Here is a 14,459-nt window from a genome sequence, read left to right on the forward strand (position 1 = left end):
AGAAGGGGCTCGCGATGCGCGACATCCTCAACGACCTGGAACAGGGCAAGCTGTCCGATCCCGACCCGATGCGGCGGGCCCAGAAGCAGATGCAGGCGCCGCTGCCGAAGCGGTTCTACAAGGAAGCCGGCATCGCTCCGCACGAGGGCGGCCATGCCGTGACGCTGGACGGGCGCATCGTGCGCACGCCTGTTCGCAGCCCGATGGTGCTGCCGAGTGCCGGGGCCGCGCAACTGGTGGCCGACGAATACGGCGCGCAGGCCGAGGTCATCAACCCGATGAGCATGCCCGTGACGCGGCTGGCCAACACGGCCATCGATGGCGTGGCGGCGGACATGCAGGCGGTCGCCGAGGACGTCCAGCGTTTCTCAACGTCCGACCTGCTGTGCTATCGCGCCGGGTCGCCGGACCGCCTCGTCGCGCGCCAGTCCGAAGCCTGGGATCCCGTTCTGGACTGGGCGCAGAGTGCACTCGGCGCCCGCTTCGTACTCGCGGAAGGCGTCATGCACGTGGCGCAGCCGCGCGAGACGATCTCGGCGATCGGCCTTCACCTGCGCAGCTACGGCGATCCGTTCCGCCTGGCTGCCCTGCATTCCATGACCACGCTGACCGGCTCCGCGCTGCTGGCGCTGGCTGTTGCGCAAGGAGCCCTGACCTGGCCCGAGGCCTGGGACGCGGCGCATGTGGACGAGGACTGGAACATCGAACTGTGGGGCGAGGATGCCGAGGCCAGCGCACGGCGCAAGGCGCGGCGCGCCGAGATGGAAGCCGCCTTCCGCCTTTACGACGCCATTGGCTGATGCTGCTTCGGGAGTCGTTCCGGCCTTTTGAAGGCATGACTTGAAGCAAAACATGAAAAAGGCCCGGACGATCCGTCCGGGCCTTTTCCGTTCGATGCCGCGCAGCGCCTCAGATCGCCAGGTACTCGTGGCGAAGCTGTTCGTTGTCGAGCACTTCCTTGGCCGTGCCCTGGAAGACGACCTGGCCGGTGTCCATGATGACCGCGCGATCCGACAGGCGCAGGGCCGCGACGGCATTCTGCTCCACGATGATGGTGGTGATGCCGATGTCGCGGATCTGCTGGACGATCTTCTCGATTTCCTGGACGATCACCGGCGCCAGGCCTTCGTAGGGCTCATCGAGGAAGAGGATCTTCAGGTCACGGGCCAGTGCACGGGCCACGGCCAGCATCTGCTGCTCGCCGCCCGACATGGTGGTGGCTTCCTGGTTGCGGCGTTCCGCCAGGCGAGGGAAGTGCTCGTAGATCTTCTCGATCGGCCAGCCCTTCGGCTCGGTGACCTGGGCCAGGATCAGGTTTTCCTCCACCGTGAGGCCGCCGATGATGCGGCGATCTTCCGGCACGAGCTGGACGCCTTCTGCCGCGGCCTCGAAGGCGCGCATCTTGTGCAGCGGCTTGCCGTCGAGCCAGATTTCACCGGACTTGAGGGCAGGCGTGTCGACGCGTGCCAGCGTGCGCAGCGTCGAGGTCTTGCCGGCGCCGTTGCGGCCAAGCAGGGACAGGACTTCGCCCTTGGCAATGTCGAAGGACACGCCCTGGACGATGTAGGACTCGCCGTAATAGGCGTGAATGTCCTTGACGCTGAAATAGGGTGACGCGGATTTTTCGTTCAAGGTTATGGTCTCCCCTTCGAGTTCCCCCCGGGTTGCCACGGTCATCAGTGGGCCTCCCCAAGATAGGCTTCCTTGACCTTCGGGCTGTTGCGCACTTCCTCGGGCGTGCCTTCGGCGATGATGCGGCCCTGGGCCAGAACACTGATGCGGTCTGCCAGAGAGAACACCACATGCATGTCGTGTTCAATGATCACTTTCGTCATGCCGCGCTTCTTGATGCGCTTGAGCAGTTCGATCGTCATGTTGGTATCGTGGCGTGCCATGCCCGCCGTCGGCTCGTCCAGAAGCAGAAGCTTGGGCTTCTGGATCAGGCACATGGCCATTTCCAGCCGCCGCTTGTCGCCGCGCGACAGGCTGCCGGCAATCTGGTTGCTCTTTTCCAGCAGGCCGATGTCCTGGAGAACCTCTTCGGCCTCCGTGCGGATGTCGGCCTGACCGGAGAGGGCCGCCATGGCGTTGAAGCGGTAGGCGCCGTCACGCTTGGCGAAAGCCGGGATCATGACGTTGTCGAGCAGCGTCAGGTCGGCGAAGATCTCCGGCGTCTGGAAGACGCGGCTGACGCCAAGCTGGTTGATCTCGTGCGGCTGGTGCTGGTCCAGCGTCTGGCCGTTGAACACCACGTGGCCCGTGGTCGGCTTCAGGCGGCCGATGCAGACGTTGAGCAGCGTGGACTTTCCGGCGCCGTTCGGCCCGATGATCGCGTGCACGGTGCCTTCGCGGACCTGAAGGTCGACATCCGACAGGGCCTTGAGACCGCCGAAGCTCTTGGAGACATCGGCGACGTGGAGAACGATGTTTTCGCTTGCCGTGGTCATGCGTTCACTCCGCGGGCTGGGCGGCGGCCGTGTCGGGAGCACCGGCCCCCGGGCCGGAGCCGCCGCCAAGGCGATTGTAGATGCGCTGCAGGCCTTCCATGATGCCGCCAGGCAGGAAGATCACGATGAGCATGAAGACGACGCCGAGCGTCAGGTGCCAGCCTTCGCCGACGAACAGGCCCGTGAACCAGACGGCCACTTCGCGGGCCGCATCGGGCAGGAAGGAGAAGAGCTGTTCGAGGATGCGGTCGTTGAAGGAGGAGAAGATGTTCTCGAAGTACTTGATGACGCCTGCGCCGAGGATCGGGCCGATCAGCGTGCCGACACCGCCGAGAATGGTCATCAGGACCACTTCGCCGGATGCCGTCCACTGCATGCGCTCGGCACCGGCCAGCGGGTCGGTCACGGCCATCAGCGAGCCGGCAAGACCGGCATACATGCCGGAAATGATGAAGGCCGTCAGCAGGTAGGGCCTTGTGTTGAAGCCCGTGTAGCGCATGCGGTTCTGGTTCGACTTGATGGCGCGGAGCATCATCCCGAACGGTGAGCGGAAGATGCGCAGCGTCAGGAAGAAGCAGATGATCAGCGCCACGGCGCAGAAGTAGAAGCCGGGATAGCCGTTCATCGGGATGCCGAACAGGTCGGTCTGAGGCAGGCCCTCGCCGGGCGTGATGAAGGCATTGTCGATGATCCTCGGATCCTGCAGCGTCAACTGCAGGCCGGTCTCGCCATTGGTGATCGGGGTGAGCACCGAGTAGGCGAGGTTGTAGCTCATCTGGGCGAAGGCGAGGGTCAGGATCGAGAAGTAGATGCCGGACCGGCGCAGGCTCACGAAGCCGATGACGACGGCGAAAATGCCGGCGAAGAGAACGCCGAAGATCACCGCCGGGATGACGTTCATGGTGAAGAGCTTGAACGACCAGACGGCGGCGTAGGAACCGACGCCGAGGAAGGCCGCGTGGCCGAACGACAGGTAGCCGGTCAGGCCGAAGAGGATGTTGAAGCCCATGGCGAAGATGCCGAAGATGCAGAACTTCTGCAGCAGGGCGGGATAACCGGCGCCGAACGGCGTGAGCGTCCAGGGGCTGACCAGCACCACGATCGCGAAACCGAGTACCAGCAGCCAGTCGTTGCGTGACAGATTGCCGAACATGATTGATTAGTCCTCCATCACGCCTTTGCGGCCCATGAGCCCGCGCGGCATGGTGAGCAGAATGGTGACGGCGACCAGGTAGATGATGATCTGGTCGATGCCGGGAAGAATGCCTTTCACCTCGTTCATCGAGGCGAAGGACTGCAGGATACCGAGCAGGAAGCCGGCCAGCACGGCGCCGGGCAGGGAGCCCATGCCGCCGACGACCACGACCACGAAGCTGAGCACCAGGAAGTCCATCCCGAGATGGTAATCCGGCGGCAGGATGGGCGTGTACATCACGCCTGCGAGGCCGGCCACAACAGAGGCGATGCCGAAGACCACGGTGAACCTGCGCTCGATGTTGATGCCGAGCAGGCCGACGGTTTCCCGGTCGCGCATGCCGGCACGCACCACCATGCCGTAGGTGGTGAACTGGAGGAAGGCGAAGACCGCGCCGATGACCAGGAGCGAGAACAGGAAGTAGATCAGGCGCCACCAGGGGTAGACGATGAACATGTCGGTGAGGCCGAACCAGGAGGCGATGTCGGCGGTACCGTTGAACATGGCCGGAGCGTTCTGGGGCAGCGGGTTGGCGCCGAAGAACTTCTTGACGATCTCCTGCAGCACGATGGCCAGGCCGAAGGTGACCAGGATCTGGTCGGCGTGGGCGCGCTTGTAGAAATGGCGGATCAGCCCGCGTTCCATGGCAAGCCCGATCAGCAGCATGACCGGGATGGCCAGCAGGATGGAAATCGGCACCGACCAGTTGATGATCGAGGCGCCGAGATCGCCGAAGGCATATTCGAACCAGGGCTTGGCCGGCGGCGCGAACAACTGGCCTTCCGCCTTGGGCGGCTGGATCGGCCAGGTGATGATCTTGTTGAAGGTCACCGCGCAGAAGGCGCCGAGCATGAAGAGCGCGCCATGTGCGAAGTTGACGACGCCGAGCGTACCGAACACGAGGGTCAGGCCCAGCGCGATCAGCGCGTAGGCGGCCCCCTTGTCGAGCCCGTTGAGGATCTGGATGATGATTGCGTCCATGACGAATTCGCCCCGGTTCCCGTCTGCCGGCGGTGCCGGCGGTCCGGTCTAAGGTTTGCCCATGACGGACCGGCCGCCCCCCGAAAGGAGCGGCCGGTCGTATCGATTGCCGGTCAGGTCAGCACTTCTTCGCGTCCGACGGACCGAGATCGCCACCGAAGATGGCCGGATCGTAGGTCAGCGTCTCGCGGTCGACGACCTTGACCACCTTCAGCAGGTCGTATTCCGACTGCTTGTTCTCGTTGCCCTTCACGACCAGCGCGGACTTCATGCACTGGTGGTCGGCGCCACGGTAGAGCGTCGGGCCGTTGCCCATGCCGTCGAACTCGAAGTCCTCGAGGGCCTCGATCACCTTCGGAGCGAAGAAGGTGCCGGCGCGCTCGCAGGCATCGGCGTAGAGCAGCGTCTGGACGTAGCAGGTGTGAGCGGCCTGGGACGGCGGAGCGCCGTATTCAGCGCCGAAGGACTTCACGAAGGCCTGCGAGGCGTCGTCGTCCAGCGACCAGTTCCAGTTGGTGGTGCCGAGGATGCCCTTGATGTTGTCGCCGGCGCCCTTGGCCATGAGGCGGGAGAACAGCGGGACGATGATCTCGAAGTTCTTGCCGTTGACCTGCTTGTCCTTGAGGCCGAACTGGATGGCCTGGGTCAGCGAGTTCACCATGTCCTTGCCGTAGTGGTTCAGGATCAGGACGTCGGCGCCGGAGTTGAGGACCGGGGTGATGTACTGCGAATAGTCACCCGCGCCAACCGGCGTGCGGACGGTGGCGACCGTTTCCCAGCCGAGAGCCTCGGTGGTGTTCTTGATCGATTCTTCCTGCGTCCAGCCCCAGGTGTAGTCGGCGGTCAGGTGGTAGGCGCGGCGGTCGGTGCCGTATTCTTCCTTGAGCACCGGACCGAGCGCGACGCCGGACTGGTAGGCGTTGAAGAAGTGACGGAAGCCGTAGCGCTTCTTGTCCTTGCCGGTGGTGTCGTTGGAGTGGGTCAGGCCGGCCATGAAGATGATGCCCATCTCCTGGCAGAGGCCCTGCACGGCCACGGCGACGCCCGAGGACGAGCCGCCGGTGATCATGACGGCGCCTTCCTTCTCGATCATGCGCTTGGCGCTGTCGCGCGCGGCATCCGACTTGGTCTGGGTGTCGCCCGTGACGTAGGCGACCTTCTTGCCGAGGATGCCGTTGCCCTTCAGCGCCTTGGACGTGAAAGTGTTCATCATGCCGCCGTCGCCTTCACCGTTCAGGTGCTTGACGGCCAGCTGGTAGGCACGCAGCTCGTCCGCGCCTTCGTCGGCATAGGGACCCGACTGCGGCACGTTGAAGCCCAGGGTCACGGTGTCGCCCGTCGGCATGTTGCACGACATGTCCTCGGCGAAGGCGCCCTTGACGAAATGCATGGGCGCGGCAAGCGCCACACCGCCGGCCGCACCCACCTTGAGGATACCGCGGCGGTTGAAAATCAATTTAGACATGAAAGTCCTCCCGAATTCAGGTTGAAACCTGCCGACCCTTTGTCCTCCAAAGGCCGAAGGTGAGCGCATGCTAACGTCTGTTCCTCCGATTTCTCAATGCGGCTTTCGGATATGCGGCAAAGGTATTAGGTGCAATGCAAAAAGGCGTATCGGGAAATCATCTTATGCTTTTCTCGGGCATGAAAAAAGGCCCCGGCGGATGAACCGCCGGGGCCTTTCGTTCGTCGTGACCGGAGATCAGACGGAGTAGTACATGTCGAATTCGACCGGGTGCGGCGTCATTTCGTAACGCAGCACTTCTTCCATCTTCAGCTCGATGAAAGCGTCGATCTGGTCGTCGTCGAAGACGCCACCGGCGGTCAGGAACTTGCGATCCTTGTCGAGGCTCATCAGGGCTTCACGCAGCGAGCCGCAGACGGTCGGGATCTTCTTGAGCTCCTTGGCCGGCAGGTCGTAGAGGTCCTTGTCCATGGCCTGGCCCGGATGGATCTTATTCTTGATGCCGTCGAGGCCGGCCATCAGCATCGCGGCAAAGCCGAGATACGGGTTGGCCGTCGGGTCGGGGAAGCGCACTTCCACGCGCTTGGCCTTCGGGTTGGAGCCGAAGGGAATGCGGCAGGAGGCCGAACGGTTGCGGGCCGAATAGGCCAGCAGGACCGGGGCTTCGTAGCCGGGGACCAGGCGCTTGTAGGAGTTGGTCGACGGGTTGGTGAAGGCGTTGATCGCCTTGGCATGCTTGATGATGCCGCCGATGTAGTACAGGCAGTTCTCGGACAGGCCGGCGTATTCATTGCCGGCGAAGGTCGGCTTGCCGTCCTTCCAGATCGACTGGTGGACGTGCATGCCCGAGCCGTTGTCGCCGAATACCGGCTTCGGCATGAAGGTCGCCGTCTTGCCGTAGGCGTTGGCCACCTGGTGAACGACGTACTTGTAGATCTGCATCTTGTCGGCGTTGCGGGTCAGCGTGTCGAACTTGATGCCGAGCTCGTGCTGGGCCGCGGCCACCTCGTGGTGGTGCTTCTCGACCGTGACGCCCATTTCCGACATGACGGAGAGCATCTCGGAGCGCATGTCCTGTTCCGAATCGATCGGCGGAACCGGGAAGTAGCCGCCCTTGATGCGCGGACGGTGGCCGAGGTTGCCAGTCTCGTAGTCGGAGTCGTCGTTGGACGGCAGTTCGGTGGAGTCGAGCTTGAAGCCCGTGTTGTACGGATCGGCCTTGTACTTCACGTCATCGAACACGAAGAACTCGGCTTCCGGACCGACGAAGACGGTGTCGCCGATGCCTTCGGCGCGCATGTAGGCCTCGGCCTTCTTGGCGGTGCCGCGCGGGTCGCGGTTGTAGGCCTCGCCCGAGACCGGGTCGAGAATGTCGCAGATCACGACCATGGTCGACTGGGCGAAGAACGGGTCCATGTGCGCGGTGGCCGTGTCGGGCATCAGCACCATGTCGGACTCGTTGATGGCCTTCCAGCCGGCGATCGAGGAGCCGTCAAACATGACGCCGTCGGCAAACATGTCCTCGTCGACGCAGGTGACGTCCATGGTGACGTGCTGCATCTTGCCTTTCGGGTCGGTGAAGCGCAGGTCGACGAACTTGACGTCGTTGTCCTTGATCTGCTTCAGGATATCATTTGCTGTCGTCATGCTGAATTCCCTTTGTAATGACGAATAACTTGCAGTTCGGGCCGGAGACGCCGCCTCAGACGGCGTCGATGCCCGTCTCACCGGTGCGGATGCGGATGACTTCCTCGACGTTGGAGACGAAGATCTTGCCGTCGCCGATGCGTCCCGTCTGGGCCGCCTTTCGGATCGCCTCGATGGCAGTCTCCACGGCATCATCGCCCAGAACCACCTCGACTTTCACCTTGGGAAGAAAGTCGACGACGTATTCGGCGCCACGGTAGAGTTCGGTATGCCCCTTCTGACGACCAAAGCCCTTGGCTTCAGTCACGGTGATGCCCTGAAGCCCGACTTCCTGAAGGGCCTCCTTCACCTCGTCCAGCTTGAAGGGTTTGATGATCGCTTCGATCTTTTTCATGGAAAGAACGGCCTCCGCATTGGTGAAAAACGGGCCTCGGGCCCGCTCCGCATCAAAGTAAGCATGAACTGTGCCAGATTTTTCCGCTGCGCCTGTCCACGCCCCTTTCACGCTGAAAAAATTGTTCCTGCCCACGGTCCGGCCGGTTGTTGCTCCTTCCGCCAGCAGGCAACCCGCCGTCACGCGGCTGGAGCGCGAGGCGATGGGGCATTCATAGCCTGTCTTTCCCGTTCAAAAAATAGGCAAAATGCATAAAGATTGTGCATGGAGATCGAAAAGTTGAATCGCCACTGGCCGGATCGGCCGAAGGCGGACTTGCGGATGCCTGTCCGGCACTCGATAAAAGCCTTTCAGGAAGGCAGGAGGCGGGGCGACAGGCAATGCACGAAATTCTGAGTCCGGCCGAAATGGGAAGGGCGGATGCAGCGGCCATCGCGGCCGGTCCGCTTGACGGACCCGGGCTGATGGAAAATGCGGGCCGTGCGGTTCACCGGGCCATCCTTCAACGGTTTCCCGGCGTCGCCAGCGTCGCCGTTCTCTGCGGGCCGGGGAACAACGGCGGAGACGGCTATGTCATTGCGCGTCTGCTCGCGGCGGACGGGATGACCGTCCGCGTTCATGCGCTGGCCGACCCGCGACCCGGCAGCGACGCCGCGCGCGCGGCGTCATCCTGGACCGGCGATGTCCATCCCCTGGAGCGGTTCGATCCGGACGGTGCCGACCTGGTGGTCGATGCGCTCTTCGGTGCCGGTCTTTCGAAGCCGCTGTCGGGTGAATCCGCGCGTGCGGCCGAAGCCTGCTCGTCCGCGAAGGTTCCCGTCGTGGCCGTCGATCTTCCGTCCGGTCTCTCGGGCGATACCGGGCAACCGCTCGGGCCATGCTTCCGGGCCGTTCTGACGGTGACCTTCTTTCGCAAGAAGCCGGGGCATGTGCTGATGCCGGGCCGGACGCTGTGCGGCGACCTGGTCGTGGCCGATATCGGCATCGCGGACACGATCCTGGCCACCATCGGTCCGAAGACCAGCGAAAACCTGCCCGGGCTCTGGGCTGCCTGCCTGCCGCGTCCGGATGCCGGGACCCACAAATATGCCCGCGGCGCGGCCGCCGTGCTGTCGGGTGGAGCCGCTTCCACGGGCGCGGCACGGCTGGCGGCCATGGCGGCGGCGCGCAGCGGGGCCGGGGCCGTGACCGTGCTTTCGCCTCCCTCGGCCGTACTGGTCCACGCGGCGCACCTGACCTCCGTCATGGTCCGGTCGGTGGCCGATGCGGACGCCATCGGGAGCTTCCTCGGCGAGGGCAAGACGCGCGCCGCGGTCGCCGGTCCGGGCGCAGGTCTCGGCCCTTCGACCCGGGCGGCCGTGCTCGCCCTGTTGCAGGCGCCGGCCGGCACGGACGGGCGCGGCCTGAATGCCATCGTGCTCGATGCCGATGCGTTGACGGTCTTCCAGGATGATCCGCCCGCGCTCTTCTCTGCCATCCGCGACAGCGGATCGGCCGTCGTACTGACGCCGCACGCCGGGGAGTTCGCGCGGCTCTTCCCGGACCTTGCAAGCGACGCAGCAATAGCCAAGACCGAACGAGCGCGCAGGGCCTCGGCGCGGGCGGGCGCGGTGGTGCTGCTGAAAGGCAGCGACACGGTGATCGCCGAACCCCACGGCCGTACCGCCGTCAATACCAACGCCACCGCGGTACTTGCCACGGCCGGGTCGGGTGACGTGCTCGCCGGGATCATCACCGGCCTTCTGGCCCAGGGCATGCCGGCCTTCGAGGCGGCCTGCGCCGGCGCCTGGCTGCACGGCGAGGCCGGCCATGCCGCCGGCCTGCGCCCCATCGCCGAAGACCTTGTCTCGGCGCTCGGCCGGCTGGCTTTTCCCGGGGCTTGAAAGCGCAGGCGCCCCGCTGGCCGGCTCAGGCCTTGCCGATCTCGACCTTGCGGGCGGCCGGGGCCGCTTCCTTGCGCTTCGGCATAGTGACCGTCAGGACACCCTTGTCGAACTTCGCGTCAATGGCATTCGCGTCGACCCGCTCGGGGATCGGAATGGAGCGCTGGAACGAACCGTAGGACCGCTCGATGACGTGGACGTCGTCCCTGTCGCCGTCATGCTCGATCTTCTTTTCGCCCTTCAGCGTCAGCATTCCGTTGCGGATCGTCAGGTCAACCTGGTCCTCCGTCATGCCGGGGAGTTCGGCGGTGACGGTGATGGCCTGATCGTTCTCGGCAATGTCGATGGCCGGGCGAATGGCGCCGGTCATGTCCAACGACGGCAGGCCGCTCCTGCCAGCCAGTGTGCTGCCGGAGCCGAAAAAGCCTTCCATCAGGTCATCCATCTGCTTGCGGAAATCGGTAAAAAGATTTCCGGACCAGGGTGAAAGCGCGTTCTTCGCGGGCTTGTCTGACATGGGAACCTCCTTCCTCTTTCGCCCGCAACGGTTCATGCGGGCGAGAGGAAGATGCCAGACGGAACGGCCGCGGCATTGACGATGGTCAAGCCGGGGGGGGGCGAGGCCCGGCCGCCTACTCGGCGGCCTCGACCTTGTGGCCCGCCCTGCGGGCCAGGAGATCCTTGAGATAGGCACCGGTGTGGCTGCGCGGCTCGGCGGCAATGTCTTCCGGCGTGCCCGAGGCCACCAGTTCGCCGCCGCCGTCTCCGCCCTCCGGACCGAGGTCGAGGATCCAGTCGGCGGTCTTGATGACCTCGAGATTGTGCTCGATGACGACCACGGTATTGCCCTGTTCGACGAGTTGGTGGAGCACTTCGAGCAGCTTGGCCACGTCGTGGAAGTGCAGGCCCGTGGTCGGCTCGTCGAGGATATAGAGCGTGCGCCCGGTCGCCTTGCGCGAGAGTTCCTTGGCGAGCTTGATGCGCTGCGCCTCGCCACCGGACAGGGTGGTTGCCTGCTGGCCGACGTGGATATAGCCGAGGCCGACGCGCGCCAGTGTTTCCAGCTTGTCGCGGATCGCCGGAACGGCGGCGAAGAAGGCCGCGCCTTCCTCCACCGTCATGTCGAGCACGTCGGCGATCGACTTGCCCTTGTAGGCGACTTCCAGCGTCTCGCGGTTGTAGCGCTTGCCGTGGCAGACGTCGCACGTGACGTAGACATCGGGCAGGAAGTGCATCTCGATCTTGATGACGCCGTCGCCCTGGCAGGCCTCGCAGCGGCCGCCCTTGACGTTGAAGGAGAAACGCCCGGGCTGGTAGCCACGCGCCTTGGCTTCGGGAAGGCCGGCGAACCAGTCGCGAATCGGCGTGAAGGCACCGGTGTAGGTGGCCGGGTTGGAGCGGGGCGTCCGGCCGATGGGCGACTGGTCGATGTCGATGACCTTGTCGATGTGCTCCAGCCCCTCGATGCGGTCATGCGGTGCGGGGTTCTCGCGCGCGCCCATGATACGGCGCGAGGCGGCACGGAACAGTGTCTCGATAAGGAAGGTCGACTTGCCGCCGCCGGAGACGCCGGTGACGCAGGTGAAGGTGCCGAGGGGAATGTCGGCGGTGACGCCCTTCAGGTTGTTGCCGCGCGCATCGACCACGCGAATGCGCTTCGTTTTCGACGGCTTGCGGCGCTCGGCCGGCACGGCGATGCCCATGGCGCCCGAGAGATACTTGCCGGTCAGCGATTCCGGATGGGCCATGATGTCGGCCGGCGTGCCGCTGGCGATGACCTTGCCGCCATGAATGCCGGCAGCCGGGCCGATATCGACCACGTAATCGGCGGCCAGGATCGCATCCTCGTCGTGCTCGACAACGATCACGGTATTGCCGAGATCGCGCAGGTGCTTGAGCGTCGCCAGCAGGCGGTCGTTGTCCCGCTGGTGCAGGCCGATGGAGGGCTCGTCGAGCACGTAGAGCACGCCGGTGAGGCCCGAGCCGATCTGCGAGGCAAGGCGGATGCGCTGGCTTTCGCCACCCGACAGCGTGCCGGAATTGCGCGACAGGGTCAGGTAGTCCAGCCCGACGTCATTGAGGAACTTCAGCCGTTCGCGGATCTCCTTGAAGATACGCGCGGCGATCTCGTTCTGCTTGTCGGTCAGGCGCTCCGGCAGCGTTTCGAACCATTCGTTGGCCCGGCGGATCGACATGTCGGTGACCTGGCCGATGTGCAGGCCGTCGATCTTGACCGCCAGCGCCTCGGCCTTCAGCCTGAAGCCGGAACAGACCGGGCAGGGGGTGGCCGACATGTAGCGCTCGATCTCCTCGCGCGCCCAGGACGATTCGGTCTCCTTCCAGCGGCGCTGGAGGTTGGGCACCACGCCCTCGAAGGTCTTGGCGGCCTTGTAGGTGCGCAGGCCGTCATCGTAGGTGAACTCGATCTTGCGCTCGCCTGTGCCGTTGAGAATGGCGTCCCTGGCTTCGTCGGACAGGTCGCGCCAGCGGTCGCCGACCTTGAAGCCGTAGGCCTTGCCGAGGCCTTCCAGCGTCTGCAGGTAATAGGGCGAGGTCGACTTTGCCCAGGGCGCGATGGCGCCTTCGCGCAGCGCCACGTGTGGTTCCGGCACGACGAGGGCGGGGTCGATGGCCTGCTGGTGGCCGAGGCCGTCGCAGCCCGGGCAGGCACCGAAGGGATTGTTGAACGAGAACAGGCGCGGCTCGATCTCGGGTATGGTGAAGCCGGACACCGGGCAAGCGAACTTCTCCGAGAAGATCATCCGCTCGTGCGTCTCGTTCTTGGACCGGTTGGCGGCTTCGCCCGAGAGCTCCTCGGGCGGCAGCGGGCGGTCGGCATATTCGGCGATGGCGAGGCCATCGGCGAGCCTCAGGCAGGTCTCGATGGAATCGGCCAGGCGCGCGGCGAGATCGTCGCGCACCACGACGCGGTCGACCACGACGTCGATGTCGTGCTTGTACTTCTTGTCCAGCGCCGGCACGTCGGCGATCTCGTGGAACTCGCCGTCCACCTTGACGCGCTGGAAGCCCTTCTTCTGCAGTTCGGCCAGTTCCTTGCGGTACTCGCCCTTCCGGCCGCGCACGATGGGCGCCATGATGTAGAGGCGGGTGCCTTCCTCCATGGCCAGCACACGGTCGACCATCTGGCTGACCGTCTGGCTTTCGATCGGCAGGCCGGTGGCGGGCGAGATCGGCACGCCGGCGCGGGCGAACAACAGGCGCATGTAGTCGTAGATCTCGGTGACCGTGCCGACAGTGGAACGCGGGTTGCGGCTGGTCGTCTTCTGCTCGATGGAAATGGCCGGCGACAGGCCGTCGATCTGGTCGACGTCGGGCTTCTGCATCATTTCCAGGAACTGGCGGGCGTAGGCGGACAGGCTCTCGACGTAGCGGCGCTGCCCCTCGGCGTAGATCGTGTCGAAGGCGAGCGACGACTTGCCCGATCCGGACAGGCCGGTCATCACGATCAGGCTGTCGCGGGGAAGGTCGAGATCGACATTCTTCAGGTTGTGTTCGCGCGCGCCGCGCACGGAGATGTACTTGTGGTCTGTCATGTCTGCTCGCAGCATGTTCGGCCCGCCGGCCGGCCTGGGAGATGGCCTGGAAAACATATCCGGCGTGTCGCCGCCGATCACGCCTCTCATGTAGTCATTGTGCACGGCAGGGAAAGGGGCATCGGATCACCTGCTGACGGCACGTTGCCAGTCTATCCACAGAAATGCGGACAAAACAAGAACATCTGTGGATAAGCGGTGGAAAACCGCTGGCTGGCGGCGAAAAATGTGATCGGCAGCGCCATTGACGAGACGCGGTGCGAGGCGCATCATTTTTCCGGCATCCGACGGTACGTGGCGCCAGCGGAACGAAGCACCAGCGCGTGCTCCCGTGATGGCAGACAGTCCGTGGATGCGAAGGCCGGTCCGATCCGGCCGCATTGCAAACCAACGGGAAGAGGAGAGGAGCATGAATCCGCCGAAGAGTCCCGGCAGGCCCGCCGAACGAGGACGGGCCACGGGTTGCAAGGCCTCCTGGCGCTTGAGCAGCGCCGCGTGACAGGGGACACCGGCAATTCGCCGACAATCTGATTTTCGAACGGGACGGGCGTGAGGCACTTTTTGAACGCCTCGCAGGTGTCCGGCCCGCCACAGCATCCGGTCCACGACCGGTTGAAGGGGTCAAACCCATAGAGGCCCGGCGCGCGCAAGACACAGGATCGCGGCCGGGCCGTTTGCTGCCCGATACCGCATCTGGATGAGCGCTGCGCAACCATTGCAGCGCCTGCCGGCGCACCGAGAGGGGGGAAGGTCTGGTCTTCGTTCTCGAAGCGAGGCCGCCACGGTTCCTGGCTGCCCAATTGACGCTGGAACAAAAAAAGAACATCATGATCCGGCATCATGCGCAGGGCCTGAAGTGCGCAAAGAGGGCGTAAAGCTTCTGTGGACAGGTG

General features: G+C 64.6%; 11 protein-coding genes. 2 read left to right on the forward strand and 9 right to left on the reverse strand.

What is annotated here, in order from left to right:
- Positions 1-14: 14 nt before the first annotated feature.
- Entirely contained in the window at positions 15-800 is a 786-nt protein-coding gene (locus CSC94_RS21105; protein WP_099308363.1) for an ATP12 family chaperone protein, read from the forward strand.
- 109 nt (positions 801-909) lie between these two features.
- Here CSC94_RS21105 and CSC94_RS21110 read toward each other — a convergent pair whose 3' ends face one another.
- From CSC94_RS21110 to CSC94_RS21140, 7 genes are all read right to left on the reverse strand, one after another.
- Positions 910-1,632, reverse strand: coding sequence for an ABC transporter ATP-binding protein (locus CSC94_RS21110; protein WP_245408451.1), 723 nt, complete (start codon positions 1,630-1,632; stop codon positions 910-912).
- A 44-nt stretch (positions 1,633-1,676) separates the two neighbouring features.
- Entirely contained in the window at positions 1,677-2,447 is a 771-nt protein-coding gene (locus CSC94_RS21115; RefSeq protein ID WP_099308365.1) for an ABC transporter ATP-binding protein, read from the reverse strand.
- A gap of 4 nt (positions 2,448-2,451) precedes the next feature.
- The gene (locus CSC94_RS21120; RefSeq protein ID WP_099308366.1) at positions 2,452-3,600 is read right to left on the reverse strand and encodes a branched-chain amino acid ABC transporter permease; all 1,149 of its coding nucleotides are present in this window, start codon (positions 3,598-3,600) and stop codon (positions 2,452-2,454) included.
- Between the two features lie 6 nt (positions 3,601-3,606).
- Positions 3,607-4,623 (reverse strand): branched-chain amino acid ABC transporter permease, encoded by a 1,017-nt coding sequence (locus CSC94_RS21125; protein WP_099308367.1) that lies wholly within the window; start codon positions 4,621-4,623, stop codon positions 3,607-3,609.
- Between the two features lie 118 nt (positions 4,624-4,741).
- Entirely contained in the window at positions 4,742-6,088 is a 1,347-nt protein-coding gene (locus CSC94_RS21130; protein ID WP_099308368.1) for a substrate-binding protein, read from the reverse strand.
- A gap of 237 nt (positions 6,089-6,325) precedes the next feature.
- Positions 6,326-7,735 (reverse strand): type I glutamate--ammonia ligase, encoded by a 1,410-nt coding sequence (gene glnA / locus CSC94_RS21135; protein WP_099308369.1) that lies wholly within the window; start codon positions 7,733-7,735, stop codon positions 6,326-6,328.
- Between the two features lie 55 nt (positions 7,736-7,790).
- Complete coding sequence (locus tag CSC94_RS21140) at positions 7,791-8,129, reverse strand: P-II family nitrogen regulator (protein ID WP_099308370.1); 339 nt, start codon at positions 8,127-8,129, stop codon at positions 7,791-7,793.
- Between the two features lie 380 nt (positions 8,130-8,509).
- Between CSC94_RS21140 and CSC94_RS21145 the strand changes: the two genes are divergently transcribed.
- On the forward strand, positions 8,510-10,012 hold the full coding sequence (locus CSC94_RS21145) for an NAD(P)H-hydrate dehydratase (protein WP_099308371.1): 1,503 nt from the start codon (positions 8,510-8,512) through the stop codon (positions 10,010-10,012).
- 25 nt (positions 10,013-10,037) lie between these two features.
- On the opposite strand, the gene CSC94_RS21150 is transcribed toward CSC94_RS21145, so the two are convergent.
- Complete coding sequence (locus CSC94_RS21150; protein ID WP_165784542.1) at positions 10,038-10,529, reverse strand: Hsp20/alpha crystallin family protein; 492 nt, start codon at positions 10,527-10,529, stop codon at positions 10,038-10,040.
- A gap of 115 nt (positions 10,530-10,644) precedes the next feature.
- On the reverse strand, positions 10,645-13,566 hold the full coding sequence (gene uvrA, locus CSC94_RS21155; RefSeq protein WP_099308373.1) for an excinuclease ABC subunit UvrA: 2,922 nt from the start codon (positions 13,564-13,566) through the stop codon (positions 10,645-10,647).
- Positions 13,567-14,459 lie beyond the last annotated feature (893 nt).

The organism is Zhengella mangrovi, from assembly GCF_002727065.1.
In the GTDB taxonomy this organism is placed as follows: domain Bacteria; phylum Pseudomonadota; class Alphaproteobacteria; order Rhizobiales; family Rhizobiaceae; genus Zhengella; species Zhengella mangrovi.